Origin of the sequence: Mycobacterium xenopi, assembly GCF_009936235.1 — a bacterium.
GTDB classification, from domain to species: domain Bacteria; phylum Actinomycetota; class Actinomycetes; order Mycobacteriales; family Mycobacteriaceae; genus Mycobacterium; species Mycobacterium xenopi.
Genome location: NZ_AP022314.1, coordinates 1,153,429 through 1,180,274 on the forward strand (window position 1 = coordinate 1,153,429; position 26,846 = coordinate 1,180,274).

The 26,846-nt window shown below is 64.0% G+C and carries 30 protein-coding genes and 1 pseudogene; 15 read left to right on the top strand and 16 right to left on the bottom strand.

Annotated features, from left to right (window positions below):
• Nucleotides 1–29 precede the first annotated feature (29 nt).
• The 3 genes from MYXE_RS05335 to MYXE_RS05345 all read right to left on the bottom strand — a co-directional run bounded on the left by MYXE_RS05335 (nucleotide 30) and on the right by MYXE_RS05345 (nucleotide 1,959).
• On the bottom strand, nucleotides 30–554 hold the full coding sequence (locus MYXE_RS05335; RefSeq protein WP_039891147.1) for an Rv2253/PknI dimerization domain-containing protein: 525 nt from the start codon (nucleotides 552–554) through the stop codon (nucleotides 30–32).
• A gap of 125 nt (nucleotides 555–679) precedes the next feature.
• The gene (locus MYXE_RS05340) at nucleotides 680–1,273 is read right to left on the bottom strand and encodes a hypothetical protein (RefSeq protein WP_003922664.1); all 594 of its coding nucleotides are present in this window, start codon (nucleotides 1,271–1,273) and stop codon (nucleotides 680–682) included.
• A complete protein-coding gene (locus MYXE_RS05345) occupies nucleotides 1,273–1,959 on the bottom strand; it encodes a hypothetical protein (RefSeq protein WP_139821165.1) in 687 nt (228 codons plus the stop codon). The genes MYXE_RS05340 and MYXE_RS05345 overlap by 1 nt, the downstream gene beginning before the upstream one ends.
• Before the next feature lie 189 nt (nucleotides 1,960–2,148).
• Between MYXE_RS05345 and MYXE_RS05350 the strand changes: the two genes are divergently transcribed.
• Together MYXE_RS05350 and MYXE_RS05355 are read left to right on the top strand one after the other, a co-directional pair.
• Entirely contained in the window at nucleotides 2,149–2,526 is a 378-nt protein-coding gene (locus tag MYXE_RS05350; protein ID WP_003922667.1) for a hypothetical protein, read from the top strand.
• Nucleotides 2,527–2,608: 82 nt separating this feature from the next.
• On the top strand, nucleotides 2,609–4,054 hold the full coding sequence (locus tag MYXE_RS05355) for an adenylate/guanylate cyclase domain-containing protein (RefSeq protein ID WP_039891231.1): 1,446 nt from the start codon (nucleotides 2,609–2,611) through the stop codon (nucleotides 4,052–4,054).
• On the opposite strand, the gene MYXE_RS05360 is transcribed toward MYXE_RS05355, so the two are convergent.
• Genes MYXE_RS05360 through MYXE_RS05370 form a run of 3 tightly spaced genes read right to left on the bottom strand, consistent with a single transcriptional unit; the run spans nucleotide 4,055 to nucleotide 7,087 of the window.
• Nucleotides 4,055–4,876 (bottom strand): SDR family NAD(P)-dependent oxidoreductase, encoded by an 822-nt coding sequence (locus MYXE_RS05360; RefSeq protein ID WP_003922671.1) that lies wholly within the window; start codon nucleotides 4,874–4,876, stop codon nucleotides 4,055–4,057.
• A gap of 10 nt (nucleotides 4,877–4,886) precedes the next feature.
• Nucleotides 4,887–6,083, bottom strand: coding sequence for a cytochrome P450 (locus MYXE_RS05365; protein ID WP_085195939.1), 1,197 nt, complete (start codon nucleotides 6,081–6,083; stop codon nucleotides 4,887–4,889).
• Nucleotides 6,080–7,087 carry an LLM class flavin-dependent oxidoreductase gene (locus tag MYXE_RS05370; RefSeq protein ID WP_085195941.1) on the bottom strand — a complete coding sequence of 336 codons (1,008 nt, stop codon included), beginning with the start codon at nucleotides 7,085–7,087 and terminating at the stop codon, nucleotides 6,080–6,082. Before MYXE_RS05370 ends, MYXE_RS05365 begins: the two co-directional genes overlap by 4 nt.
• Nucleotides 7,088–7,225: 138 nt before the next feature.
• Between MYXE_RS05370 and MYXE_RS05375 the strand changes: the two genes are divergently transcribed.
• From MYXE_RS05375 to MYXE_RS05385, 3 genes are read left to right on the top strand one after another with little or no spacing between them, the layout of a single operon-like run.
• Nucleotides 7,226–7,819, top strand: a complete 594-nt coding sequence (locus MYXE_RS05375) for a TetR/AcrR family transcriptional regulator (protein ID WP_085195943.1) — start codon at nucleotides 7,226–7,228, stop codon at nucleotides 7,817–7,819.
• A gap of 20 nt (nucleotides 7,820–7,839) precedes the next feature.
• Nucleotides 7,840–8,655 (top strand): MaoC/PaaZ C-terminal domain-containing protein, encoded by an 816-nt coding sequence (locus MYXE_RS05380; RefSeq protein WP_085195974.1) that lies wholly within the window; start codon nucleotides 7,840–7,842, stop codon nucleotides 8,653–8,655.
• 32 nt (nucleotides 8,656–8,687) lie between these two features.
• Complete coding sequence (locus MYXE_RS05385; protein ID WP_085195976.1) at nucleotides 8,688–9,584, top strand: LLM class flavin-dependent oxidoreductase; 897 nt, start codon at nucleotides 8,688–8,690, stop codon at nucleotides 9,582–9,584.
• 87 nt (nucleotides 9,585–9,671) lie between these two features.
• On the opposite strand, the gene MYXE_RS05390 is transcribed toward MYXE_RS05385, so the two are convergent.
• The gene (locus MYXE_RS05390) at nucleotides 9,672–10,949 is read right to left on the bottom strand and encodes a cytochrome P450 (protein WP_085195945.1); all 1,278 of its coding nucleotides are present in this window, start codon (nucleotides 10,947–10,949) and stop codon (nucleotides 9,672–9,674) included.
• A 163-nt stretch (nucleotides 10,950–11,112) separates the two neighbouring features.
• Here MYXE_RS05390 and MYXE_RS05395 point away from each other — a divergent pair, with 163 nt between their 5' ends.
• Complete coding sequence (locus tag MYXE_RS05395) at nucleotides 11,113–11,724, top strand: TetR/AcrR family transcriptional regulator (RefSeq protein WP_085195947.1); 612 nt, start codon at nucleotides 11,113–11,115, stop codon at nucleotides 11,722–11,724.
• An 18-nt stretch (nucleotides 11,725–11,742) separates the two neighbouring features.
• On the opposite strand, the gene MYXE_RS05400 is transcribed toward MYXE_RS05395, so the two are convergent.
• From MYXE_RS05400 to MYXE_RS05435, 8 genes are all read right to left on the bottom strand, one after another.
• Entirely contained in the window at nucleotides 11,743–12,222 is a 480-nt protein-coding gene (locus MYXE_RS05400) for a VOC family protein (protein WP_085195949.1), read from the bottom strand.
• Complete coding sequence (locus tag MYXE_RS05405) at nucleotides 12,219–13,373, bottom strand: FAD-dependent oxidoreductase (protein ID WP_085195978.1); 1,155 nt, start codon at nucleotides 13,371–13,373, stop codon at nucleotides 12,219–12,221. The genes MYXE_RS05400 and MYXE_RS05405 overlap by 4 nt, the downstream gene beginning before the upstream one ends.
• A gap of 4 nt (nucleotides 13,374–13,377) precedes the next feature.
• Complete coding sequence (locus tag MYXE_RS05410) at nucleotides 13,378–13,881, bottom strand: nuclear transport factor 2 family protein (protein WP_003922686.1); 504 nt, start codon at nucleotides 13,879–13,881, stop codon at nucleotides 13,378–13,380.
• 16 nt (nucleotides 13,882–13,897) lie between these two features.
• The gene (locus MYXE_RS05415) at nucleotides 13,898–14,566 is read right to left on the bottom strand and encodes a TetR/AcrR family transcriptional regulator (RefSeq protein WP_085195951.1); all 669 of its coding nucleotides are present in this window, start codon (nucleotides 14,564–14,566) and stop codon (nucleotides 13,898–13,900) included.
• Nucleotides 14,563–14,946: an SDR family oxidoreductase gene (locus MYXE_RS05420; protein ID WP_003922690.1), complete on the bottom strand. Its 384-nt coding sequence runs from the start codon at nucleotides 14,944–14,946 to the stop codon at nucleotides 14,563–14,565. Before MYXE_RS05420 ends, MYXE_RS05415 begins: the two co-directional genes overlap by 4 nt.
• Nucleotides 14,943–16,031: an NAD(P)H-dependent amine dehydrogenase family protein gene (locus tag MYXE_RS05425; RefSeq protein ID WP_085195952.1), complete on the bottom strand. Its 1,089-nt coding sequence runs from the start codon at nucleotides 16,029–16,031 to the stop codon at nucleotides 14,943–14,945. The genes MYXE_RS05420 and MYXE_RS05425 overlap by 4 nt, the downstream gene beginning before the upstream one ends.
• Before the next feature lie 182 nt (nucleotides 16,032–16,213).
• Nucleotides 16,214–16,645 (bottom strand): hypothetical protein, encoded by a 432-nt coding sequence (locus MYXE_RS05430; RefSeq protein ID WP_003922694.1) that lies wholly within the window; start codon nucleotides 16,643–16,645, stop codon nucleotides 16,214–16,216.
• A gap of 17 nt (nucleotides 16,646–16,662) precedes the next feature.
• On the bottom strand, nucleotides 16,663–17,388 hold the full coding sequence (locus MYXE_RS05435) for an enoyl-CoA hydratase/isomerase family protein (protein WP_085195980.1): 726 nt from the start codon (nucleotides 17,386–17,388) through the stop codon (nucleotides 16,663–16,665).
• 92 nt (nucleotides 17,389–17,480) lie between these two features.
• Between MYXE_RS05435 and MYXE_RS05440 the strand changes: the two genes are divergently transcribed.
• The 7 genes from MYXE_RS05440 (at nucleotide 17,481) to MYXE_RS05470 (ending at nucleotide 24,022) form a co-directional block, all read left to right on the top strand.
• Nucleotides 17,481–19,040, top strand: a complete 1,560-nt coding sequence (locus tag MYXE_RS05440; RefSeq protein WP_003922697.1) for an AMP-binding protein — start codon at nucleotides 17,481–17,483, stop codon at nucleotides 19,038–19,040.
• 13 nt (nucleotides 19,041–19,053) lie between these two features.
• Nucleotides 19,054–20,232 (top strand): amidohydrolase family protein, encoded by a 1,179-nt coding sequence (locus MYXE_RS05445; RefSeq protein WP_003922699.1) that lies wholly within the window; start codon nucleotides 19,054–19,056, stop codon nucleotides 20,230–20,232.
• 10 nt (nucleotides 20,233–20,242) lie between these two features.
• The gene (locus tag MYXE_RS05450; protein WP_085195954.1) at nucleotides 20,243–21,670 is read left to right on the top strand and encodes a FadD3 family acyl-CoA ligase; all 1,428 of its coding nucleotides are present in this window, start codon (nucleotides 20,243–20,245) and stop codon (nucleotides 21,668–21,670) included.
• An 84-nt stretch (nucleotides 21,671–21,754) separates the two neighbouring features.
• Nucleotides 21,755–22,570, top strand: coding sequence for a hypothetical protein (locus tag MYXE_RS05455; protein WP_085195955.1), 816 nt, complete (start codon nucleotides 21,755–21,757; stop codon nucleotides 22,568–22,570).
• Nucleotides 22,571–22,665: 95 nt separating this feature from the next.
• Complete coding sequence (locus MYXE_RS05460) at nucleotides 22,666–23,172, top strand: twin-arginine translocation pathway signal (protein WP_232061808.1); 507 nt, start codon at nucleotides 22,666–22,668, stop codon at nucleotides 23,170–23,172.
• Between the two features lie 25 nt (nucleotides 23,173–23,197).
• Complete coding sequence (locus tag MYXE_RS05465) at nucleotides 23,198–23,824, top strand: fatty-acid--CoA ligase (RefSeq protein ID WP_085195958.1); 627 nt, start codon at nucleotides 23,198–23,200, stop codon at nucleotides 23,822–23,824.
• A gap of 12 nt (nucleotides 23,825–23,836) precedes the next feature.
• Nucleotides 23,837–24,022: a (2Fe-2S)-binding protein gene (locus MYXE_RS05470; protein WP_003922706.1), complete on the top strand. Its 186-nt coding sequence runs from the start codon at nucleotides 23,837–23,839 to the stop codon at nucleotides 24,020–24,022.
• Nucleotides 24,023–24,032: 10 nt separating this feature from the next.
• On the opposite strand, the gene MYXE_RS05475 is transcribed toward MYXE_RS05470, so the two are convergent.
• Nucleotides 24,033–25,715 (bottom strand): alpha-keto acid decarboxylase family protein, encoded by a 1,683-nt coding sequence (locus MYXE_RS05475; protein WP_085195960.1) that lies wholly within the window; start codon nucleotides 25,713–25,715, stop codon nucleotides 24,033–24,035.
• Nucleotides 25,716–25,781: 66 nt separating this feature from the next.
• On the opposite strand from MYXE_RS05475, the gene MYXE_RS05480 reads away from it, so the two are divergent.
• Nucleotides 25,782–26,228: an SRPBCC family protein gene (locus MYXE_RS05480; protein ID WP_085195982.1), complete on the top strand. Its 447-nt coding sequence runs from the start codon at nucleotides 25,782–25,784 to the stop codon at nucleotides 26,226–26,228.
• Between the two features lie 184 nt (nucleotides 26,229–26,412).
• Nucleotides 26,413–26,775, top strand: a pseudogene (locus tag MYXE_RS05485) (SRPBCC family protein); the annotation flags it as partial.
• Between the last annotated feature and the right edge of the window lie 71 nt (nucleotides 26,776–26,846).

Consider the following 26,846-nt stretch of genomic DNA (forward strand, 5'->3'; position numbering starts at 1 on the left):
GCCGCACGGCATTAAGTCCCGAGCTCCCGTCAGCCAATCCGGTCCAGGCGGAACGGCATTTCGACCATCAGCCACTGGTTTCGCCCGCAGGCGCCGCTCGGGCCGAGCGTCCTGTCCTTGCCTGCCAATGTCGGCGAACCGATTTGCAGTTCAGCGCTCGACTCGTTCACCGGATAGAAATAGAAGGTCTGCTGCCCAGAATAAGCGGTGCCGTCGGGGCAGCGCTCCCAGTTCGGCACTTCACGTTTGACGTACCAGGAGGTCCCGTCGACCGTATATACCGGTGCGCTCCATCCCTGGTCGCTCGTGACCGAGCCGCTGCACTCGTAAAATGTTGTGCATGACGACCTGATTATCCATGTGCTGACGACTGTCGCCTCGTTGTTGTACTGATCGTTGGTCTTCGCCCAATCACCAATCGACGTGGCGCGGTACGTTCCATTGAGGGCGACCTCCTCTTTGGTTGTCGCCCACGCCGTGGATGCCGCACTCGAACCGCCAAATACGGTAAGAGCCACTAGAAGAGCGGTCGAAGCTGATCCCATCACGCGCATTCATGCTCCTCAACGGGCTTAACTGGCTAGCGGCTTTTCGCTGTCGGTAGTGGCGTTCTCGAGCGACGAGAATACACCGCTACTGGCCGTGAGGTGCCGCTTCGAACCAGATATGACGACCGTGATCACAATGGATCGAACTTCTCGATCAGCCAGGAACCGTTGACCTTTCTCAGCGTGACGCGGACGCCGCTGGGCGTCACCAATGGTTTTGGCTTCTGCTTGCTTGTCGTGGTCTGGTCGAGGAACACAAGCACGATCGCCGAATCCGGCTGTAAGTCCGACACCGCAGCCCGCACTACCTTGGCGGTTTGGGCGAGTTGCATCTGCTGCGCCGCCGGTGAGACGATTTGTGCGGTGAACTGGTTGTAATAGGTCAGCAAGTCGCCGGTCAGGTGGGACCGCGCCCGATCGAAATCGCGATTCAGATTGTTGGCCGAATACGACAGCAGCGCTACCGCGCCATCGGAAGCCGCGTCGATCACCTGCTGTTTCGCTGCGTCGTCGAGTCGGCGGTCAGGACGATACTGACCGAAGAACAGACCGGCAGCAAGCCCCATAGCGGCAATGACCGACGCCGTCCAGAGAATAAGGCTTCGCCGAGCCAGGCACCAGCGCATCCGGGCGGTGATCCCGGCGATTTTGCCCGGATGGCCCGGCTCTGACGCACCGCCGACAGCATCGGTGCTGTCAATCGACGACGTCTGCTCGACCGCCATTAGATGAAGTCGACTTTCGACAATTTGAGCTGACCGCCATCGCGGCTGATACTGACGCTGAGCCGCCAAGATGCCGGTGGCCGTTTGGTTTTATCGGGATTGGTGGTGTCGGATTTCGCGGCGACGAGCACTACTGCGGAATTGTCGGTCATCGACTCGACGGCGACGACGCCCACGGTTGCTTTGGTGCTGACCTTCGAATTTTCGGCCTGCTTGACCAGAACGCTCGAGGTCGCGCGCAGCTGGGATTTCAACGGGTCGGTGGAAGCGTCGATAATGCGCTGGAAGTCGTCCCTAGCATGGTTGGCGTCAATCGACATGAACGTCACCACCGCCTGCTTGGCCGCCGCGGCGAACTCCGCCGCCAGTTGTCGTTTGTGAGTGACGGTGTGGTGCTGCCATAACATGTAACCGCTTGCACCGACCGATGCGCAGATCAGGACGATTGCCGCCGCGGTGCCCAGCGCTTTTCGTCCCGGGATACGCAGCTTCGGCCGCCAGGAGAAGGCCAGTCGCCGAGGCGGTTCTTCGTCGACGCGGTCGGAGGACTCGGGCTCGGCGCCGGATGCCGCTTCCGCTTGCTGGCGCAGCCGCATCGCGCGTGCGCGGGCCTCCTCGGCGGTCGCTTCGGCCTGCGCGGCTTGCTCCTCGGCTTCAGCAAGCGACAGTTGCTCCGGATCGTGCACGGAGAACCACATTATCACTTCTGCGTGCCCGCTCATGGGTCGCTTCGGAGGCTATATTCAGGGCAAATACACCGTGTCCGGCCAACATTGGGGGCGGTGGACAGGGTGCCCCGGCGAATACTCGGGTTGGCGAGCCCCAACCTTCTCCGAACAGGAGAATTTTCTTTCCGGCTGTGCCAAAGTATTGGCGTGCGCTACTTCGTGGCAGCGGTCGCGGCGTTGCTCGGCGTTGGGGCATTGAGTTCACCCCCTGCCGCCGCCGGGCCGACGGTGTGCGACTATCCAGCTTGCACACCCGGCATCGCGCCCGGCGTCGTGCTCGGGGCGCCGTGTGAGAACACCACCTACTATGTCTTCGGGGTCACCGACTGGGGGCGGTTGGTGTTCTGCGGCTCGCCAAGGCGATACCAGCCGCGGTGGTTCCGGTCGCCACCGATGGCCGGGATCAAGGAAGAAAACGCCGACTGCACCCAGTGGATGAACTATGTTGCCCAGGCACCGGACGGGCTGTTCCTGACCTGCATCGCGGAAAACGGTCATACCTTCTGGACCCGCGCCGACACGTAGTCGCCCTCGGCCGTACCTTCTTCCTGTGAGGCAGCTGGGTCCACCGGGGGCGGCCAAGCTGTCGATTCGGTACGCGGCCGCGCTGGTGTTAGCTCACCTCATTGCCGCCGGCGAGGTCGTCGTCATCGCGCTAGCGCTGGGCAGCCATACCGCCGGTGGAATACACGTCCACTTGAACGCGAAGAACACGGTAGCGGCCATCGCGCTAGTTGTGTTGGGGGCCGCTGTGGTCGGGGCAGGCGGAGTCATGTCCCTCGCTCCGTCGCTGCGCTGGTTTGTCGCCGGTCAGGAGCCAGACCCGGACCAACGGCGCGCAGCGTTGAAGCTCATTCGCAACCAGTCGGTGGTTCTCGCGGTCACGTGGGTGGCCAGCGGCGCAGTTTTTGCATTGCTGAACATTCATGGCGGAGTCCCGGTTGTCGTGTCGACAGGCCTGGCGGTGTTATTCGGTGGGGCTGCCGCCACGGGCAGCGGTGTGCTGCTCACGCAACGCACCGTGCGTCCGATCATCGCTGCTGCCACACACGGTTTCGAAGGCTTCGTGACCGCCCCGGGCGTGTTGGCACGGCTGGTCGGCATGTGGCTGCTGACCAGTGCGCTTCCCAGCGTGGCGATAGCGTCGCTGATCTTTCTGCGGTCGCTGGGCTGGATTATCCACAAGAGCGCCTCGGTCGAGATCCCGGTACTGGTGCTCTCGGTTGTCGCGGTATTGCTGGGATTGCGGGGGACGATCCTGGTCGCCAAGTCGATCTCCGATCCGGTTCGCGAAGTCGTGGCGGCGATGGCTGAGGTCGAACGTGGCCGAATCGGCACCACGGTCGACGTCTACGAACGCTCCGAGATCGGCCGTCTACAAAGCGGATTCAATCGAATGGTGTCCGGCCTGATCGAACGTGACCGGCTGCGTGACCTGTTCGGCCGACACGTCGGAGTCGACGTCGCCCGTCGTGCGGTCGAAGAAGAAGCATCGTTGACCGGCGACGTCGTGGACGTCGCGATTCTGTTCATCGACCTGGTGGGCTCGACACGGTTGACGGCGAGCCATCGGCCCGACGAGGTCGCGCAACTGCTTAATAAGTTCTTCGAAATCGTCGTCGCCGAGGTAGACCAAAGGCAAGGATCGATCAACAAGTTCGAGGGCGACGCGGCGCTGGCCGTGTTCGGGGCGCCGCTGCGGCTCAATGGAGCGGCATCTGCGGCGTTGGCGACCGCACGCGCCCTGGGCGCACGGCTGCGCGAGCTGCCGCTGGTGGACTTCGGCATCGGCGTCTCGGCCGGCCCAGTGTTTGCCGGCAATGTCGGCGCCGAAAACCGCTACGAATATACGGTGATCGGCGATGCTGTCAACGAAGCGGCGCGACTGGCAGATCTCGCCAAAACCACGGACCGCAGAATCCTGTGTTCAGATGCCGCCATCGCCCGAGCCGACCCGGCCGAGCGGAAGCATTGGGTAGCAACAGGTTCCGTTGTGCTTCGCGGCCGCTCCGACACCACTCATGTGTCGGCACCCGCAGACGAAGGGGTTTGATCAGGCGCTGGCCACCACCAGACTGTGATCCCAAAGCTCACGGGCTAGTCGTGGATCGTTCGCCGCACGGTGTGGTTTGGCAATCTTGTGCCGCGAGTAGTATTCACCCGATTTCCAGTCGACGCCGGGTGTGCTGGTGGCGAGCCAGACCAGCTGGTCGGCTCCTTGATCGGCGGTTGCCACGAATCGCGTCGTCGGCGTATGCCGCATGAACGCAAGAATTCGCGATCCGGATGCGGGGCCGAAGTTGGAGTCGACATACCCCGGATGAAACGCCACAGCCGACAGCCCCGCATCGTGATATCGCCGGTGTAGTTCTTTGGTGAACAGGATGATTGCCAGCTTGGTGAGGGCGTAGACCTTGCTGGGACGGCAGCGGTGAGTGTTCTCCAGGTCCTCGACGCTAACTTTGCCGAGCAGCTTCTGTGATGCGCTGGAGGTGTTGATGACCGAGGCGCGGGAATCGACCAACAGATCCAGCAGCTGCGTGGTGAGCAGAAACGGCGCTAGATAGTTGACCTGGAAGGTCTTCTCGTAGCCGTCTTCTGTCATCTCGATTTTGGTTGTCATGCCGCCGGCATTGTTGGCCAACACGTCGATACGGGGGTATCGGGAGCGCAACTGCTGCACCAATGTTCGCACTTGCGCCAGGTTGGCGAAGTCGACCACGAAACAGTCGGCGCCCAGTTCAGCGGCCATGGCGTTGGTCTTGCTTTCCGAGCGTCCGATCACGACGACGTGTTCGCCGGCGTGAGACAAGCGACGCGCGGCCGCGGCACCGATCCCGTCGCTGGCGCCCGTGATAACGATAGTTTTGGTCACCGGCCTACCGTCAACCCGTGATAACAGGCAATCGCGCCCATCCGCGCACGCTGGCGGTGTGCGCCCTGACCGCGTTGTCATAGTCGACCTGCCAATCGGGCCAGCGATTGAGCACTTCTTCGAGAGCCACACGGGCTTCCATGCGTGCCAGTGCCGAACCCAGGCAGAAATGCAGCCCGTGCCCGAAGCTCAGATGCGAGCCTGTGCGGTGGATATCGAATCGTTCCCCGTCGGTGAAATGCCGCTCGTCGCGGTTGGCAGAGCCGTTCAGCAACAACATGATTGAGCCCGTCGGGACGGTCTGGCCGTAGTACTCGACGTCACGGGCGACGTAGCGAGCCTGCACCGGTGACGGTGCCTCGTAGCGCAGCACTTCTTCGATGGCCTGCGGAATCAGTGACCGGTCGGCCACGATCTCGCGGCGCTGATCGGGGTGATCGGACAGCAGTTGGCCGATGAACCCGATCAGCCGTGTCGTCGTCTCGTTGCCTGCCCCGGCGATCGTGCTGGTGTAGGTGAGCACTTCGGTGCGGCTCAGCCGTCGGCGCGTACCGTCGGGTTCTTCCAGCTCGGCGTTGAGCAGTTCGGTCATCAGATCGTTCGACGGATGTTTAGCCCGCCAGTCGATGTAGTCGGCAAAGATCTGATATGTCTGCTCGAAACTGGTGGCGTCGAAGGTCGGCTTGGCCTCCTTCAGCGTCAAGATGGTGTCGGTGCGCTTGCGGATCATTTCCTGGTCGGACTCCGGGATGCCGACCAGATAACCGATCACCCGCATCGGCATCTGCGCACCGAGATCTTCGATGAAGTCGAACCGGCCTGAGCCAACGTGGGGATCGAGGGCCCGGACACAGTACTGGCGCGCTAATCCTTCGACCGCCTCCATTCGGCGGGGAGTGAAAACCCGTGACAGCAACCGCCGATGAGCATCGTGAATCGGCGGATCCTCCCACAAAATGATCCCGGGCGGAATCTCAGCCCCGCTGAGCAGGAGGTCAGCGGTCGTTCCCCGGCCGGATAGGAATGTCTCCCAGTCATTAAGCGCGGGAGCCACATCGGCGTAGCGGCTCAGCGCGAAGAAATTGAACCTCTCGTTGTAATAAAGCGGCGCCTCGTCGCGCAGTCGCTTCCACACCGGATATGGGTCATTGTCGATCTCGAAATCGAATGGGTCATAGTACACGTCGGTGGTTTCGACGCTCGTCATTCCTGCACCCCTTGTGTCTGTGGGATCTTGGTCTTAGCCAGCTCGGGGACCACGTCATTGGCAACGCGCTCCAGGTATGGCCAAGCGATATCGGGTGGCAGTCCACCGCAGAGCGGCGCCAGGGTGAGCATGCCGCCACTTTGCAGGTGGTCGATCGCTTGCGGCACAGTGAAGATGCGGTATGTGCGGGAGATGGCCCGCAGCTCGTCAACGGTGTGCACGTCGGCGATGCCTGCCGATATCTCGTTGCCCGGGTTCCAGTCTGCGTAGGTCCGAGCATCATGGAGCAGATAGGGGCCGAGCTCGTCCCATGCCCGGTCGATATCCTCGGCGACAAAACACACTGACGGTGTGTCGCGGTCCGGCAGCAAGGTCATCCCAGGCTCGTGTCCATGTGCGCGACAGGCGGCGTCGTAGGTTTCCTGGGAGCCGGGGACATTGGCTTGGGCGAGGAAAGGAAGGCCGTATTTTCCGGCGCGCCGAGCAGCGGCCAGACTGCCGCCACCCCACATCAGCAGCGGGCCACCGGCGGTGCACGGAGGCGGTGTCACTTTGACGCGGCGCCCGTCACGGACGACAGTCTCACCGCGTAGTAACCGGCGAAGCAATTGCACGTACTCATCGGCGATGCGTCCACGCGCACCCATGTCCACGCCGAAGTGCTCATACTCCTCGCGCCGATACCCCAAACCCAAGATGTAAGAGACCCGGCCGCGGCTGATGATGTCGAGCACCGCCATCTCCTCGGCGAGTCGAACCGGGTCATAAAGCGGAAGGAGCACCACCGAGGTCAGCGCCAGGCGCTCCGTGCGCGCCGCCACCGCGGAGGCGAGGATGAGCGGCGTTGGTAGATATCCGTCCTCGGAGCCGTGATGCTCGCACAACACTGCTCCCAGGCAGCCGCGAGTCTCTGCCCACGCGCACATTTCGATCGCCGTCGCATAGAGCTCGGTCGCCGGCGCGCCCATGGCGGTGGCGCGCATATCGAAACGCATCGAGAACATTGCGACCTCCGCCGGCGGTGTTGCCGGCCCCGAAGTAGGATTTAAGCGTCTGCTTAAATCCGCTGAGCATATGCCTAACATGCTGTGCGTGAGTGGTCAATACTCGTTACTGCCCGACAGGAGGATGGCGGAGTAGAGATGGCATCGCCGCGCAGGTTTGGCCCACCGGATGCGAAGACGCGCACGATGCTGCTGGATGCGGCCGAGCAGCTGATGCTCGACGAGGGCTGGGCGGCGGTCACCGGGCGACGGGTGGCCGAGAAGGCGGGGCTGCGGTCACAGCTTGTGCACTACTACTTCCGCAGCATGGACGAGCTGCTGCTTGCGGTATTTCGCCGCCGCGCCGAGCAAAGCTTCAAGGCGAACACGAAGGCGTTGAACTCACCGCAACCGCTGTGGGCGCTGTGGCGGATGTTCAACAATCCGCCGTTCAGCGCGTTCACTATGGAGCTGTTCGCGTTGGCTAACCACCGGGCGGAGCTAAGAGCGGAGCTCGCCTGCTATGCCCAGCGATTCCGGGACGAACAGGCCCAGACGTTCGCCAAGGTGCTCTCGGGTTACGGGGTAGACACAGAGCAAGTCCCGCCGGTCGCAGTGGCGTTCCTGCTGACGGGCGTGCAGGGCGTGCTTTTCATGGAGGAGGCCCTCGGCATCTCGGCCGGCCACACCGAAGTTGTCGCGCTAGTCGAACGCTACCTGCGCGACGTCGAGGGCGACCCGGTCGTCCCGTGAGCCGGATTCGAGTAGGCGCCGTGTCACGGCATGGCCCGTTTCCGGGGCGGCTTGAGCCGGATCGCATTGCGGCATACGCGGCTGCCACTGGCGACGAGACCAAAGCGGTGTTGGCCGGCGAGGCCGTCCCGGCGATCTTCCCGGTCATCCTGGCCTTCCGTGCGCAGCAGGCGGCCAATGCGGACGTGCCGGCCACTGCGTGGCAGCAGGCGCGTGGCGGTCTGCACGGCGAGCACGACATCGTGCTGCATCGGCCCCTGGTTCCCAACGAGCCGCTGGATACCTGGTCGTCCGTTTCCGCGGTGCGGACGACCCGCGCAGGCACCCAAGTGGTGCTGCACATCGAGCAATTCGACGGCCAGGGCCAATTGGCTGTCGAACAATGGTGGACCACAATGCTTCTCGACTTGCACTCGATGGTCGACACGGGATCGATGCCAGCAGGTCACCGCTTTCCCGACTCGGCTCGCAGCAATCCGATCGGCTCGGCAACCCACAAAATAAGCGAGCATCTGGCACACCGTTACGCCGAAGTGTCCGACGACTGGTCGGCCCACCACTTCGACATCGAGGCAGCCCGTGCAAGTGGATTCGACTTCCTGTTCGCCCACGGGTTGTGCACCATGGCGATCTGCGCTCATCGTGTTCTGCGTGTCGTGGGCATCGACGATCCCGGCCGGATTCGACGGGTGGCAGTGCGGTTCGCATCGCCGACACCTCTCGGCACCCAGCTAACCGTGAATGTCTATGGCATCGACGGACAGTCGTTCGCTTTTGAGGCGAGCTGCGCGGGGGTAACCACCATCACTCACGGACGATTGGAGCTTCGGGCGTGACGAATCTCGACATCGGGATCTATGTGCCGCAGATGGGGTTTTCTTACGCCGACGTCTTGCATCGCGCTTTGCGCTGCGAGGAACTCGGTATCGGGTCGCTGTGGCTCTACGACCATCTGTACGGCCCCGGCGTTCCCCAGATCTCCTCGCTGGAAGCCTGGACCTTGGCCACCGCGTTGTTGAGCCGCACTGAGCACATACGCATCGGACATCTGGTGTTGTGCAACCAGTTTCGCCATCCGGCGTTGCTGGCGAAGATGGCCACGACGCTCGACCAGATATCGGCGGGAAGATTGCAGCTCGGGATCGGCAGTGGCTCCATCGAGGACGAACACAGCAGGACGGGTCTGCCCTGGGCAAGCTTCGCCGAACGGTCTGAACGCCTGGCCGAAGCTCTGGAGATTTTGAGTCAGGCGTTCAGCAAAGGCGTCATCGATTTCGCCGGCAGCCATTACACGGTGCGCGACATGCCGATTGTGCCAGGCCCGGCGCAGCAGCCCCGTCCACCGGTGATCGTTGGCGGCGTGGGGGAGAAGCACACCCTGCCGTTGGTCGCGCGCTACGCCGACGTGTGGAACGTGCCTACGTATGCGCTCGGCCAGCTTGAGCGCAAGCTGTCGGTGCTGCGATCGATCTGCGACGACATCGGCCGTGATCCGGCGACCATCGTGCTGTCGGTCGAGGCCGTTATGGCGGTCGCCCCTGACGACATCGCGCTGCCGACAGTTCGCCAGATCGCCGAAAAACGTTTCGGTGCGCCAGGATTCGGCCTGCACGAAGGAGGGCTGATCGGCACACCGCAGGCGATTGTGGAGCGGCTGCACGAACTGCGCGAGCTCGGCTTTCAGCAGGTCGTGCTCTTCACTCATGACCGGGCATCCGATGAGACGCTGGAACTACTCGCCTCGACGGTGATCGCCGAGCTTTGATCCTGCAGCCGCTCAGGCCTCTTAATCCCTTACCCGCAATTTCTCGGCAAATCGTCGATTCCGACGCGGCGCTACGGGCGGAGTTCCTCAGCGGACCGGCGTGAAAACAAGGTGCAATTCGCTGAGCCCGCGCAAGATGTACGTCGGCTCATAGCTATAACGGCGATCCCCGACCGGGCCGTGTTTGGCTTCGTTGATCTTGATATCGGACATCCGGTCCAAAATCCGCTCAATCGAGACGCGGCCCTCCACGCGGGCCAGAGGTCCGCCGGGGCAGGAATGTACACCGCGGGCAAACGCCATGTGCTCGCGGACGTTCTTACGGTCGAGCCGGAATTCGTGCGGGTTCTCGAACCGGCGCGGATCGCGGTTGGCCGCGCCCGGCAACACCATCACGATCGCGCCAGCGGGAATGTCGACACCGCCCACCGTGGTGGGCCGACGGGCCAGCCGGGAGTCACTTTTGACCGGACTCTCAAAACGCAGCGACTCCTCGATGAACGCCGGAATCAAACTGCGATCCTGGCGTAGCCGTTGCTGGATATCCGGGCGGTCTCCAAGCACCTGCAGCGCCGCGGACAGCAGCTTGGCGGTGGTTTCCTGTCCGGCTGCGAACAGGAAGGTGGCTGAGCGCACCACCTCGATGACTTCGGGGGTGGATCCATCCGGGTACTTCGCCGTCGCCAGGGCGGTGAGCACGTCGTCGCGCGGCTCACGGCGCCGGTCCTCGATGTAGGAGCAGAACTTGTCGTCAAGCCACTCCAGCGGGTTGATGCCGACCGACTCATGGTCGAGCGACCCAACCCGGGCTCCGGGGCGATCGGCACCCAGCACGGTGCGGAATTGCTTGTGGTCTTCTTCGGGCACGCCGAGCAGGTCGGCGATCACCAAGGTGGCAAAGGGCTTGGAGTATTCGGCGATGAACTCACACTCACCTTCGGCGAGAAACTCCTCGAGCTGGCGGTCGGCCAGGCGCCACATGAAGTCTTCGTTTTCCTTCAGTCGGCTCGGCGTCAACAGCCGGCTCAGCAGCGACCGTGCCCTGGTGTGCTCCGGCGGGTCCATGGTGACCATGTGCTCGAACATCGGGAACTGGTCGCGGTGCGCGTCGATCTGAGCGCCGATGTCGTCGCCCTCGGGCTGGAAGGGCAGCGGCGGAAACGGCCCGCCCAAGGCCACGCAGTTCGAAAATGTGTCGGTGTCCTTATATACCGCAGTGGCCTCGTCGTATCCGGTGACGGCGAAGACGTTGTAATTCGGCAGCTTGAGCACCGGGTTTTTGCTTCGCAGGTAGTCGAAGTAGGGGTGCGGATCGGGGACCAGAGACGGGTCGGTGAAGAAGTCGACCGATTCGAAGGTGGTCATGCTCTGCGTGCCTCCCGATGCCGGCTTGCTTGGTGGCGGCCAGACGCCATGCCGCCCGAGTGATGTGCTGAGCACTTGCTTAGCATGGTCGTATTGTCGTGGTCAAGCTCACGCCGGGGGCACCGATACGATCGGCGGTGCAATGAGTGAACGGAGCCCAGGCATGACAACGGCGCGAAGAATCGGGGCGCCGGACGCCAAGAATCGCTCTGTGCTGCTCGACGCGGCCGAGCAGCTGATGCTCGAAGAAGGTTACGCCGCCGTCACTTCGCGCCGCGTCGCGCAGAAGGCGGCACTCAAGCCGCAGCTCGTTCACTACTACTTCCGCACGATGGACGATCTGTTCTTGGCCGCGTTCCGCCGTCGCGCCGAAGAGGGGCTTCGCCTGCAGGCCCAAGCGCTGCAGTCGCCGCAGCCGCTGTGGGCGCTGTGGCGGTTCAGCACCGATCCCGCGGCCACCGCGCTGACAATGGAATATGTGGCGCTGGCCAACCATCGCAAGGCGCTCAAAGCCGAAATCGGCTACTACGCCGAGCGTTTCCGCGAAGAGCAAACCAAGGCCGTGGGCACCGTTTTGCAGCGTTACGGCGTCGACGCCGCCGACGTGCCGCCGTTGGTGTGGTCGGTGCTGATCACCAGCGTTTCGCGGGTGCTGGTGATGGAGCAAGCGCTCGGCATGTCGCTCGGACACCCAGAGACCGCGGCGTTTGTCGAGCGCTATCTGCATCGGTTGGAGGGCGACCCACAGCCGGTCGTGGCGATACCGACGCGCTAATTCGCTATACTCACGGATTCACTGTTTGGTGTAGCCCCACAGCTGTGCCGAGTTTCGCTCCCCGTTGGGATAGGACACGAACTCGATGGGGGTGCCGTCGGGATCACGGACGAAGAACATGCGCACGCCGCCGATGTCGACCGGCTGCTGTTCCGGCTGGACGCCGGCGGCGGTAATCGCAGCGTGCGCGGCCTCGATGTCGCGGACGCTCAAGGAGATGTTGGTATAACCGAGCTTGGCGTCATGCTGTTGTGGTTCCAAACCGCGGTGTGCGAACTCGAGAAGTTCCACAACCGTGCCGGCGAGCATCCCGCCGATCATCCTTCCGCGGGCTCCGGCTTCTCCGGTGACGGCTTCCATCGACGGCCCCTCTAGCTGGAGGTCGAAGAACACCTCGAGGCCGAGCAGGTCGCGGTAGAACCGCAAGGCGGCCTCCATGTCCGACACCGCGATGCAGATGTGCGAAAACCCAAGGATGTCAATCGGTTTCTGCGTCATCGTAGAGGCGCCCTTTCGGATAAAGTGGCGAGCTGCGGGTCGTTGCGCCGAACCCCGCGGTAATAGCCCCAGCCCACGACCAACGGCAGCAGCACCTTGTGGAATGTCCACGCCGGGAAGCGGAATGCACGTCCGTGCGCCGTGTAAACGTCTAGTCCGTCGGGCAGGGGACCCAGCACCGAACCCCATCGCCGCCCGGGAGGCTGGTAACGGCGCAGTGGTCGACCAGCGAACGCAGCCAGCACGTTGTGTGCAAGCAACGCGTCGACCCTGTTCCGGGCGGAGGTGCGAAGCGGGTCTGTGGCTGCGACGTCGCCGACTGCGAAGAGATCTGGGTGGCCGGAAACGCGCAAATCCGGTGTCACGCGGACGAATCTGTGCTCGTCAAGCAGCTCTGTCGGCAGCCATCCGGTGTTGGGCCGGACCCGCCCGACCGTCCACAGGACCGCGTTGGCTGATGCCGGCGGTTGTCCGGTGCTCCATCGCACGGGCTCGCTGGTAATGCGATCGCAGTCGAAGCCGGCGGGTATCACTGCCCGGTGGCGTGGATGGAGCCGCACACCGAGGTCGGTGAGGCGGCGTGCGACGCGGTCCCATGTCCGCGGGTGATGGTGGATGAGCGCCCGTTCCCCAGGGAAATACAGGTCGACCCGCTTGGCCGGCCAGGTGGTGGCGAGCTGAGCGGCGCTGTTTGCCGCTGCGGCGCCGCCGCCGATCACGATGACCGATTCGGCGGCGGCCAGGCGCTCATGCATCATGCGCAGTTCGGCGTCGATTTCGGCGGCTGTCTGCAGACTGGGTTGGCGCCAGAATCCATTGGTTACTCCGGTCGAGATAACCAACGCGTCGTAATACTCACTGACAGTTGAGCCGTCGGCGCTGCGCGCGAACACCGTTCGAGTTGTCAGGTCGACCCCCGTCAGCGAGGCGTGGACGATTCGCACCGGGTCCAGGCCACGAAACCGGTCGAATGGGATCCAATTCAGCCGCACCCACTGTTCAGGTCGGCTGAGCCGCCAGCCCAGTTCTTGGCCGCTGAGCAACCCAGGCTTGGCCGATATCGCGACGACGTCGGCGTGGCGAGCCAGTCGGATCGCCGCCAGGACACCGCTGTCACCGAGCCCGGCGACCACAACCCGCTTCCGGGTCACCACGTCAGTCCAGTTGCCAGTTCATGTTTTTGGCGAAGGCAAGCGCGTCCTCGGAAATGGTGCCCAAGGCCTGGCAACGCTTGGTGTACTCGTGGACCATGGCCAGGAAGTTAAGCGGGTTGTATGCGTCTTCTTCGTAGCTCCACAGCCCGTTGCCGGCGTAGTGCAGCACCGTCAGGGTGGCGGCCTGATGGATGCTGCCGTCGCCGGGATCCTTCATGCGGTTGAGAATCTTCCCGATGACCCAGCCTCGGTCGTCGTCGATGGTGTACCACTCCGCCGGGTAGAACGGCATCTCGGAGCCAGGAAACACGCTCATCGTCGCGGTGATCCACTCGCGGATCCGTTCTCTGCCATGCATTTCGCCGTATACATGTTCCAGGTAGACGGCGTCCTCAGTAAACAGGTCGGCGTATCGCGACCAGTCCGAGCTTCGTCCAATTTCGACGACGGCGTGGCTGTAGTCGCGGAATGCACGCTCGATCTCACCGCGTGACCAGTGCCCCATGTGCTCCTCCGATCAGCTAGCGCCGCGCTCTTTTCTGAGGTCGGGTGGTTCGGCTGCGCCGCGGTTGCCAGCGGGGATGCATCACAGCCTGCAACGCCTCAGACACCAGCAACTGAAGCGGCTGACGATCCTCGGTGCTGGTACGCACCCATCGCTGAAACGCGAAATCTGCGGCGGCGAAAGCCAAGTGGACCAGCAAGGCAGGCCGGATGTCGCGGTCGGAGTCGGTGCGCATGCGGGCAGCGGTGAGTTTGACCAACCGGCTCTTGTCCTCCGGCGCCATGCTGACTTTCTCGAGCAGGTTGGGGGCGGCCAGGATCGCGGCGCGCCATTGTTCCGTCTCGCTGTCATGGAATGCGCCGGTGCGGGCTTCGATTGCGCGCGCTAGCGCGACGTCGGGTGGCTCCTCGCTAGGACGCTGTTCGAGCAGCAACGCAATGGCCTCCCAACCACGCCGTACCTGGTCTAGGAGCAGCTCTTCTTTGCTGGGGATATGGCGAAAGAAGGTGCTCGGCGAAACACCAGCGGCGGCAGCGATCTGCTCGGTGGTGACGTTCTCATAGCCGTGAACGGCGAACAGCCGATAGGCGGCCAACCGGATATCAGCGCGGATTTGTGCGCGCTGGCGGTCTCGTAACGGCGGGGGCTTGGCGGGCGCGCTTTCCGCGGCGATGTCGTCGGTCATCGTGCTTGCGACTGCAGCGGCGGGACGGGGATGGTGAAGGCGGGTGCGGTCGTGCCGCCGTCGACCCGAGGGACACCGGTCACCCACGACGACGCCGGCGATGCCAGATAGACGACGGCCGCGGCGATGTCGCGCGGTGCGCCGGTGCGACGTGCGGTTGCGTTCAAATGCAGACGGGGCGCGGTGCCTCCGGCGTTGTTGACCAGGATGTCGAGCCGCCAGTCCTCGTCGATCGTCGCATCGGTAACCACCGTCAGCCCGCTGCGACCGGTCCGTTCGATTTGGTGCACGATGTCATCCAGCTGGGATTTCGTGCGGGCGGCACCGCCGCCGGCGACGATGGCGACCTGATCGGTGATCCGGACATCGTCGAGAATCACCGCACCGCCCCGGCAAGTTTGGGCGCGGGCCGTCCGGCGATCATCGGCAGATCGAGGTAGGTCTTGATGCCCGGGTCGGCGCCACACACATGCGGGATCGCGTGCACGCAGTGATTGGCGGTAGCCACCACGCCCGGGTTTCGCCGCAGGCCCTCGGCGATCGACTCCGGTTGCAAGCCTTTGACAATCAGTTCGATATCGGGGTCGCCGGTGATCTGAATCTCGAAGCGCTCACCGCGGTCCCCGAAGCTCCAATTCGGGTCCAGGTGCTCCTCACCCATCAGCCAGTTGACCGCGGCGGTGATCACCGGCTGCCCGTCGACGAGTGCCTGCCAGCGGAAGCGACGCGCGGCTACCCTGCCGGGCTCGATCGTAAGGAAGCCCGCGTCAATGGGCGCGGTAGCCACCGCGACTTCCTCGGTCGACGAGAACGTCGGATCCCTGAATCCCAGATAGTCGGCCACCATCCACACCGACGACTTGAAACCGCCTTCCAGCAAGCTGGCCATTGGGCTGCGGGCGGCCTCCTCCGGTGTGGCGCCGAAGCCCATGATGTGGCGCACCACATCGGGTGCGTTGTAGGTGCGGATGTCGGAGAACTCCTCGGCCCGCACGTGTGTGATCGCCGTCGATAACGCCGAGATCATCAGCGGGAACTTCTCGGTGATCCCGCCGGGATGAATACCTGAGCCATGCAACGTGACGCCGCCGTCGAAGCAGGCTTGCTCAATGGCCTGCACGCGCGGATCGGTTCGATCCGGGTACACCCAGCCCACCGGTGTGACGACGTTTCTCCCCGACCGTAGGATGGCTTTGACCTCCTCGTCGTTGGGAACCAGCGGCGCGTACACGACGCAGTCTGCGTCAACGGCCAGGACGTCATCCTTGTTCGAGGTGGCCGTGACGCCCAATGGCTCGCGACCGAGGATCTCACCGACGTCGCGGCCGTGCTTGTCGGCGCTGTGGACCCAGCAGCCGGCCAATGCGAGGTCAGGGTGATTGAGCACGGCCTCGATCGCCGCCTTGCCCACACCACCGGTCGCCCATTGAATTGCCTTGAAGGCCTTAGTTTTTCGTGGTTCCATCGACCACCGTCCCACTCGAACCCAGACGCTGCGGCGAGCGACTCCTTGGTCAGGAGCCTATGGCGAGTTGACAGCGACTGTCAACAAGGGCGAAATTGCGGGTTCACGTGTGATGCCGGGACGGAAAAGTGCTACTTTTCAACCAAATACGAGGTTTCGAATTCGGCGTCGCGGCAAATCGCTTACCAGTGACGTATCGAGCACAGCACACCCTTGGCTCCGTCATTGGAGACGACAACGACCCCGTCGACGGCGAGTTTGCAGTGAAACATCGGCGTGCCGGGCTCGGTCCCGGTGCTGGCGGTGAAGAACGCCCATAGATCAGGTCTGGCCAAGTCCAGCTCGTGAGTCCACGGCGCGTTAGGCGCGACGTCGACTTTGACATTCGGGACGAACTGGTACGGGTTGTGGCTGTAGTCGGAAAAGATCGGCGGCTCTTGGTCGAGGTAATAGATGTCCGCATAGATCGGATGGTCTACCGTCAGCGTGTACTTCACGTGATGAAGTGGCGGATTCTCGTCGGCGCGGGACGCGGCCGCGGTGATCCCGAGATTGGCCGCAGCCAACAATATGGCCAAACCGAAGCCAAACAAGCCTTTTCGGATGGCTGTCATATCGCTCCTCCGGCTATTCACCGCTGACTGGCGTTGCGGTTCATCACCCGCTCGGCCGCCTGCCAGTGCGCATCCGCGACCCACAGGCGCGCAAAGGATGCTATCGCTTCATCAACCGAAACTCCGCTGATTACCCGCTTTACTTCGGCTGCCGGCCGGTTGGCCAGCGACCTGGCCAGCGAGCGCCAGCCCTCGCCGAACGAGGTGCGCGGCAACACCACATCCACCAACCCGATGCGCTCGGCCTCGGCGGCCTCGAGCACCCTGCCGGTGCCTGCCAGCAGCAGCGCCCGGCTCCTTCCGACCAATGCCGCCAACCGCTCGGCGCCGCCCCAGGCCGGCATGATCTCCAGCGCCACCTGGTTGAAACCGATCTTGATGTCGTCGGCGGCCACCCGGATATCGGCGGCCACTGCGACCTCGGCTCCGCCGCCGAGGGCATGACCGTTCAGCGCGGCGATCACCGGGGCGGGAAAGCGCGCCAGCCGGTCGCAGATCGTGCGCATTCGCCTCGCCATGGCGGCTGCGTCGTCCTCGGTCCTGATGGCGTTGAGTTCTTTGAGGTCACCGCCCGAGACGAATGCCCGGTCGCCGGCTCCGGTGATGACCAGCGCGTTGGCTCCCTCGGCGGCGTCGAGCGCCTTCTCCAGCTGCGCCATGGTGTCCAACGCGATCGCATTGCGGGCGTGCGGGCGATTGATCGTGAGCACGGCAAGCCCCCGGTCGAACTCCAGGTCCACCATGCGCCCGCGCTCCATCTGGCGATATTGGCATTCTCGTATATGGAGAATAACATCACCGTCTGCGGAACTGGTCGTCGGTTGGAGTCCCCGTCATGCGCACTGTGCCTGCCGAACTGGTCGAGCGATACCAGCGGGAGGGGTGGTGGACGCCGCATACTCTCGGCGATGTGCTGGCGCGCGGGCTAGGACGCGCTGCGCACACCGAGTTTCGGGTGCACTCTGCGGTGCGGCCGTGGACCGGCAAATTCCGCGACGTCGAGGCGGTGGCGCGCAGGCTCGCCGGCGGTTTGCGCGCCCGTGGTGTCGGCCCGGGTGATGTGGTCGCCTTCCAACTGCCGAACTGGATGGAGGCCGCCGCGGTGTTCTGGGCTGCCGCGTTCCTCGGCGCCGTGGTGGTGCCGATTGTTCACTTCTACGGCCGAAAAGAGTTGTCGCACATACTGTCTACGGCGCGGCCGTGCGTGTTCGTGACCGCCGAGCAGTTCGGTCCGATGTGCTATCAGCCCGACCTGGCCGAAGCGGTCCCGATCGTCGGCGTAGTGGGCCGCGATTTCGACGAGCTGTTGGCCCCTGAACCGATGGCGGGCACGGTCGCCGCCGACCCGGCCGCCCCGGCGGTGATCGCATTTACCTCCGGGACGACCAGTGCTCCCAAGGGGGTCATTCACACTCACCAGACGCTGGGTTGCGAGACCCGCCAGCTCTTCGAGGGATATCCGCCCAACCGCGGACGGCAGTTGACGGCGGCGCCCGTGGGCCATTTCATCGGAATGCTCAGCGCGTTTCTAGTTCCGGTGCTGGAGGGCGCGGCCATCAACCTTTGCGACGCCTGGGAGCCGAACCGTGTGCTGGCACTGATGAAAAGCGACGGTCTGGCAATCGGTGGCGGTCCGCCCTACTTCTTCACCAGCGTGCTCGATCACCCCGACTTCACCGAGGAACACCTGCGCAGCATGCGGACCGCCGGGCTGGGCGGCGCCGCGATCCCCGCCGCGGTGGCTCGCCGGCTTGCCGACAACGGCATCCATGTGTTCCGCTCCTACGGCAGCACCGAGCATCCGTCGGTCACCCTGACACCTCATGACGCACCCGCGGAGAAGCGGCTGTTCACCGACGGGCTGCCGCGGCCTGGTGTGGAAATCCGACTCGCCGAGGACGGCGAGATCATCAGTCGCGGACCCGATCTGTGTCTGGGCTACACCGACGAAACGTTGACTGGGCGGGCCTTCGACGCCGAGGGCTGGTACCGCACCGGCGATGTCGGTGTCCTCGACGATGATGGCTATCTGACCGTTACCGATCGCAAAGCCGACATCATCATCCGCGGCGGCGAGAACATCAGCGCGCTCGAAGTCGAAGAGGTGCTGCTGGCCATGCCGGCGGTCGCTGAAGCGGCAGTGGTCGCTGCTCCCGATGCCCGCCTGGGCGAGCATGCCGCCGCGGTATTGCGGATCAGGCCCGGGTATGCGATGCCGACGCTGGCGGAGATCCGCGAGCACTTCGACCGGATGGGTGTTGCCCGACAGAAATGGCCCGAGGAGCTGCACCAGGTCGACGACTACCCGCGTACCGCCAGCGGCAAGGTCCAGAAGCAACTGGTCCGTGAGGGCATTGCGGTATGCTCTAACCGAGAATATCATTCTCCAAAATAGCAATGGAGGATCCATGTCGATGTCCGACCTGTCGTATCCGCTGTTCGACGCGGACAACCACTTGTACGAAACCCAGGATGCGCTGACCAAATACCTGCCCAAGCAGTACCGCGACGCGATCCAGTACGTGCAGGTGAACGGTCGCACCAAGATCGCGATTCGCGGGCACATCAGCGACTACATCCCCAACCCCACCTTCGAGGTGGTGGCGCGCCCCGGGGCGATGGAGGAGTACTTCAAGCACGGCAATCCCGAAGGCAAGAGCCGGCGCGAGATTTTCGGTGAGCCGATGCGTTCCATTCCGGCGTTTCGTGAGCCGGGCCCGCGGTTGGAGTTGATGGACGAGCTGGGTGTGGACCGCTCGCTGATGTTCCCAACGCTAGCCAGCCTCGTCGAGGAGCGCATGCGTGACGACCCCGAACTCATCCACGTGGTGGTGCATGCGCTGAACCAGTGGCTCGACGAGGTATGGGGCTTCAACTACAAGAACCGGATCTTCACCGTGCCGGTTGTGAGCCTGCCGATCGTCGAGAAGGCTATCGAGGAGCTTGAGTGGGTAGTGGCCCGCGGCGCCCGTGCGATCCTGGTGCGTCCGGCACCGGTGCCCGGGTATCGCGGTCCGCGCTCGTTTGCGTTACCCGAGTTCGACCCGTTTTGGCAGCGGGTGGTCGAGCACGACGTGCTGGTGGCCATGCATTCGTCGGATTCCGGCTATGCCCGATACACGGCCGAATGGGATGGCACCGACAAGGAGATGCTGCCCTTCCAGACCAATGCGTTCGCCATGCTCAACGAGTGGCGCCCGGTTCAGGATGCGGTGGCCTCCTGGGTGATTCACGGGGCTTTGTTCCGGTTCCCGCAGTTGAAAGTCGCGGTGATCGAGAACGGGTCGAAGTGGCTGGCCCCGCTGCTGGATCAGCTGGCCGACGTGTACAAGAAGACGCCGGAAAGCTTCCTGGGCAACCCGGTCGAGGAGATCAAGAACCGCATCCACGTCAGCCCGTTCTACGAGGACGGGGTCAGCGACCTGATCGATCTGATCGGGGTGGATCGGGTGCTGTTCGGGTCGGACTATCCACATCCGGAAGGACTGGCCCAGCCTCGCCACTTCGCCGACGCACTCCAGCACCTGGACGTGGGCGATCAGGCGAAGATCATGGGCGGCAACTTGTCTCGGCTCGTGTCGGTGTGACGACCGCGGCATGACCTGGGCGACCATCCCGGAGATGGTCTTGAGTGCGGCCGACCGCTTCGGCGATGCCGAGGCGGTCGTCGACGGTTCGCTGCGGCTGACCTTCGCCCAGCTGGTCGACCGAATCCGCTGCGCCGCAGGGGCGTTCGCGGGTATCGGCCTCGACAAGGGCGACCGAGTGGCCATCTGGGCGCCCAACTGCGCCGAATGGATCATCGCCGCGTTCGGCCTGCTGACAGCCGGTGGTGTGCTGGTCCCGGTCAATACCCGCTTCCAGGCAGCCGAGGCCGCCGACATCATCACCCGCAGCGGTGTCAAGGCTGTCCTCGTCGAAAAGGGCTTTCTCGGTAGGGATTTCGCCGTTCCGGCCGGGGTGCCCGCCATTGACCTGAAATCGGACTTCCTGACCAGCGGCTCGCCCCTGGAACGCGAGGTCAGCGGGGACGACATCGCCGACGTCATCTACACCTCGGGCACTACCGGCCGGCCCAAGGGCGTCATGATGAACCACGCGCAGACGCTGCGGAACTATGCGGATTGGTGCGAGCTGGCCGACCTGCGCGAAGGCGACCGCTATCTGATCGTCAACCCCTTTTTTCACACCTTCGGCTACAAAGCGGGCTGCATCGCCTCCCTGATCCGGGGCGCCACCATGATCCCGGTAGCGGTCTTCGAGGTCGATCGTGTGCTGGAACTCGTTGAACGCGAACGGGTTACGATGCTGCCCGGTCCGCCCACCCTGTATCACTCGCTGCTGGCGGCACGGGGCAAGCGTGATCTGTCGTCGTTGCGGGCGGCGGTGACCGGGGCCGCCGACATCCCGGTGGAGCTCGTTCGCCGAATTCGCAGTGACCTGCCTTTCCAGTCGATCATGACCGGCTACGGATTGACTGAGGCCGGGACGGTCACGGCGTCGCGTCGTGGCGATTCGTTCGAGGACATCGCGACGACCGCCGGCAGGCCGTGCGACGGGCTTGAGGTGCGCATCGCCGACGACGGCGAGGTCCTGGTCCGCGGCTACAGCGTCATGCAGGGCTACCTCGACGACCCGGTGGCTACCGCCGAGGCGATCGACGACGAGGACTGGCTGCATACCGGCGACCTCGGCAACCTGGACGAGGACGGCCGGCTGCGCATCGTCGGGCGGAAGAAGGACATGTTCATCGTGGGCGGCTTCAACGCCTATCCGGCCGAGATCGAGGGTTTCCTGCTTGAGCATCCCGCCGTCGCGCAGGCCGCGGTGATCGGTGTACCGGACGAGCGGCTTGGGCAGGTGGGCAAGGCATTCATCGTGCGAAACGCCGCAGTGGAAGCAGACGAGTTGCTGAGCTGGTGCCGGGAGCGGATGGCGGGATTCAAGGTGCCGCGCGCGGTGCAGTTTGTCGAGGCATTACCCGTCAACGCCACGGGCAAGGTGATGAAAGATGACCTGCGGTAGGGGGCGAGCAGACGCAAACGCCTCGAAAACTCGGGTTTTCGTGGGGCCTTTGCGTCTGCTCGCCCGGCAACGGAGAATGCTCAGGTGACCGAGGACAAGCCGCCGAGCACAGCCGCCGAGATTCTGGCGATGGCCGAGCAGGCCGAGGCAGAAGCCGCGGAGGCCGAGGCTCTCGCGGCTGCCGCGCGGGCCCGCGCCCGCGCCATTCAGCTGCGCCGGCAGGCCGAAGCCGCCGCCGAAACCAGCGAAGCCAGCGAACCCGCCGACGCGCAAACGGAGACGTCCATCGAGGTCGAGTCGGCGAGCGAGCCCGAGGCAGCGTACACCGAGGACAGCACCGCCGACGCCGACGCACCCGCTGGTGATGCCCGGCAGGACAAGCCGGGATGGTTTCGGCGTTGGCGTCGGCGCATCAGGTTGTCGGTCGCCGCAGCAGTCCTGGCCGCGGTCGTCGTCGTCGCCGCGCTGGGCGGAAGCGTGTACATGGTGCTGCAGCACCGCAACCTGGCCCAGCAGCGTGAGCGCGCAGCCGAATTCGCCGCCGCCGCAAGGCAGGGCGTCGTGACGCTGACCTCCCTGGACTTCAACAATGCCAAGCACGATGTGCAGCGCATCCTCGACAATTCCACCGGTTCGTTCAGGGACGAATTCCAAAAGATGGCCGACGATTTCATCAAGGTAGTGGAACAGTCGAAGGTGGTCGAGAAGGGCACTGTCCAGGCGGTGGCGGTGGACTTGGACTCGATGACCAAAGATTCGGCGACAGCGCTGGTGGTGTCCAGGTCGGAAGTTACGAACGCTGCCGGTGCAAAGGAGGATCCACGCAATTTCAGGCTGGTCGTGACGGTTGCCCGCGACGGTGATCAGCTCAAGATGTCGAAAGTCGAGTTCGTGCCGTGACCGCCGAAAAAACGTCGACGGTCGACGGGACCGCTACGACCGGCCCGAGTCAACGGCCCGAGGAAGCGACGGCACCGGCGCGGTCGCAGCGTCTCATCCGCCGGGTGGCGGAGTTGCTGCGCGCCAACCTGGTCCCGGTGCTGGTGGCATTGCTGGTGGTGGCCTCGGTGGCATCGGCGGCGTGGTTGTTCTATTTCCAATATCGGCCCGACCGGGCCACCGACGCCGCGGCCGCCAAGTCCGCGATCTCGGCCGCCACCGACGGGACCGTCGCGATCCTGTCGTATTCCCCGGATAGCCTCGACCGCGACTTCGCGACCGCCAAGTCACATCTGACCGGTGACTTCCTGTCGTACTACAACCAGTTCACCGATCAGATCGTTGCTCCCGCCGCCAAGCAGAAGTCGCTGAAGACCAGCGCAGTGGTGGTGCGTGCTGCGGTGTCGGAGATACATCCGGACTCCGCTGTGGTGTTGGTCTTTGTCAACCAGAGCACGGTCAGCAAGGACCGCCCCGATCCGGCCTTGACCTCGAGCAGCGTCTTGGTCACCTTGACCAAAGCCAATGGCAAGTGGCTTATTTCGTCGTTCAATCCCGTCTAGGACGCCAGCCCGTGGGATGTCGACGATGACAAACGACCTGCAATCTCTGGTACTCGCTTCCGACTATCGGGTGCCCGACCCGACGCGGGTGTGGCCGCTGCTTCAGCGTCGCAAATCGGCGCTCGCCGGCATCGGCGCCCACCACGTTGTCGTGTACGCATCGACCACTGAATACGGCCGTGTTCTCGTGACCCTCGGTGTCCGCAACCGTGAGCCGATCGTCGACCTTTTGAGATCGCGGGTGTTCTTCGACTGGTTCGACGCCGTTGGCGTCAAGGACATTCCGGCTGTCTTCGCGGGCGAGACCGTCGAACGGATTGAACTGACGCGGCCGTCGCCCGCCGAGCCCCCCAGCGTCATCGTGGCGACGATGACGTCAGTGGCAGACGTGTCGAGTTTGGTCCAACGCGTTCACCTGGCACGCGAACGGTTCAAGGCCGCTGGCATCGAGAAGACATGGATATATCAAGCTTTCGACGATCCGCGGGAAGTGCTGATTCTGCAGCAGATCGACACCGATGCCAACGCGCGGCGGTGGATCGACCACCCAGATCCGGCAGCGGAGTGGATGGACGGTGCGGGACAGGGTCCCTATCCGCCGATCTTCGTCGGCCGCTTCCTGCACATGATGCGGATCGACGAAGCGCGGTGATTGGGTCGACCCATGTATGTGTGCCTGTGCAACGGGGTTACCAGCCAGACCGTGGCTGACGCCGTCGCGAATGGGGCGTCGACGACAAAGAAGGTCGCCGAGGTATGCGGGGCAGGCGCCGAATGCGGCCGCTGCCGGCACACCGTGCGCGCGATGATCACGTCCTCACGCACCGGATGCGAAGCACAGCAACGATAGACGGAGAAGCTCAGCGGCGGGTGCTGCCGTCCGCAGAGGTGGGCCGGGCGAGTTCGCCGAGTAGGTCAGGGACGTCGAAGCGGGGCACCACGACTTCGATGAACACCATCCTGTCCTGGTGCTGGGCGGCGGCGGTGAACGCGTCGTCGAGCTCTCCATAGGTTTGCGCCCGGAACGTAAGCGCGTTCGTCACGCCCAGCGCACGCGGCACCTGAAGCCAATTCCAGCTCACAATGTCGTTGTAGCAGGCGTTCTTTCCGTGTATCGCCCGCTCGATGGTGTAACCATCGTTGTTGACCAGCACGATCACCGGCGTCAGCCCTTCGCGGGAGAAGACCCCCAGGTCTTGGACGGTCAGCTGCGCGGCTCCGTCGCCGATCAGCAGCACCGGTCGGCGGTCCCGGTGGGCCAGGCCGGCACCGAGCGCCGCTGGCAGGGTGTAGCCAATCGACCCCCAGAGGGGCTGGCCGATGAACGTCACCCCCCGCGGAAGCCGGTGGCACGCCATCCCGTAAAACGAGGTGCCCTGGTCGGCGACCACCACATTCCCCGGAGTCAGCGCCGCAGCAAGCCTGTCCCACAACATCTTTTGAGTGAGTGGCTGGTCGCGCGGCGGAGACTGCAATGGCCCGCTGTCGGATGCGGGTGTGACCGGCGGCGACGTGATTCCGCGTTCAGCGATGATCGTGGCCAGCGCTTGCAGCGCGGTCCCCATTTCCAGGGGCGCGAACACCTGGCCCGCCACGGTGCTCTGATCGACTCCGACGTCGATGGTTCGGGCCGGGTCGATGCGCTGGCTGAAGAAGCTGCTGACCATGTCGGTGAACACCACACCGGCGGTAACCAGGACCGGCGCTTCCTCGACCGCGCGGCGCACGGGCTCCGGGCTGGCTGCGCCCACATAAATGCCGAGGAAATTCGGATGGCTCTCGTCGACCAGGCTCTTTCCCCACATCAAAGTGGCGTGGGGAACCACGTCGGCGGACAGCAGCGCCTGGAGTTGAGGGATGGCGTCGAGGCGATGGACCAGGTAATCCGCGAGCACGGTGACTTGATGGTCTGCGATGAGTTTGGTTGCGGCGTCGATGAATAGCGAAAGAGCACGTGGGCTGGTGCCGCCGGTGTAGCGCGGCAGCGGAGCGGCCGGCGGTTCAGCCGGAAAGCGAGCAACGTCGGTGGCCATCAGGATATACCCGGGCTGTTTTTGTTCCCGCACCTCCGAGAGCACCCGATCGATTTCCCGGGTGGCCGTCGCAGGCATGAGGGTTGTTTGCGCACAAGTGATTTCGCGGCTGATGCGCAGGAAGTGCTCGAAGTCGCCGTCGCCGAGCGAATGATGCAGCGCCCGCCGCGTTCCCTGCGCGTCCTTGGACGGACCGCCCACGATGTGCACGACCGGCACATGTTCGGCGTAGCTGCCTGCGATCGCGTTGGCCGCCGACAGTTCGCCGACCCCGAACGTGGTGACCACAGCAGACATTCCACGCAGCCGCCCGTACCCGTCAGCGGCGTAGCCAGCGTTGAGCTCGTTGGCGTTGCCCACCCAGCGAAGACCGGGATGGGCGACGATGTGGTCGAGAAATTCAAGGTTGTAGTCACCGGGCACGCCGAAAATTTCGGAAACACCGAGTTCGGCCAGGCGGTCGAGCAGATAGTCACCGACGGTGTAGGAGGAATGCTCGAATCCAGTCACGAAGACGACCGTACCCTCAGCCGAAAAGCGCTCCGGGCATTGCGCCGTCTCGCTATGGTGCGGGCCATGGCAATCAGGGAAACTCGCGAAGTCGTCATCGAAGCAAGCCCGGGGGAGATCCTCGACGTCATCGCCGATCTGGAATCGCTGCCCGAGTGGTCGTCGGCACATCAAAGCTCTGAAGTGGTCGAAAGGCGAGACGACGGTCGGCCCAAAGTGGCCCGGATGAAGGTCAAGGCGGCGGGCATCACCGATGAGCAGGTGGTCGCCTACACCTGGGGTGAGAGCACCGTGAGCTGGACCTTGGTCAGTGCCAGTCAACAGCGTTCCCAAGACGCGGTCTACACGCTGACACCGGAGGGCGACAAGACTCGGGTGAAGTTCGAGATCACCGTCGACCCGACGGTGCCGCTGCCGGGGTTCCTGCTCAAACGGACCATCAAAGGGGTGATGGACACCTCGACCGAAGGACTGCGAAAGCGTGTGCTGAGCGTCAAGAAGGGCCGCGGTTGATCGGAGCGCCGGCGGGAGAGGCTTGGCTCCCGACGGCGACTGCGGGTCACGACGTCGACAATGTGCCTGCCACCGTCGTCCGCGCCCGGCCATCGTGACCGGGCGCCGTCGCTGCGCCAGATGAAATCGGCTGGTAATTGCGGATTCGCCGTCGAAGACCCAGCGTGTTGCTAGCTTGGTGGCAGTGGCCGCACGAGCATCCCGGGAAATCGTTATCGACGCGCCGCCGGACGTGATTATGGAGGCGCTCGCCGATGTCAGCACGCTGACGGCGTGGTCGCCGGTGCACAAAAGGGTTGAAGTACTCGACCGCTACGATGACGGCCGTCCGCACCATGTGCGGGCCACCATCAAGATCTTCGGGCTGGTGGACAACGAGATTCTCGAATACCACTGGGGCCCCGACTGGGTGGTCTGGGATGCCGAAGCGACGTTTCAGCAGCATGGACAGCACGTGGAGTACACCCTCAAGCGCGAAGGCATGGACAAGACCCGGGTGCGCTTCGATATCACCGTCGAACCGTCGGGACCAATCCCGGAGTTCTTAGCCTGAATCCGTGGATGGGTGATTTCGTGTTGCCGTCGACGCGGTTGTTTTGGGATGCGGCCGAGTGTGGC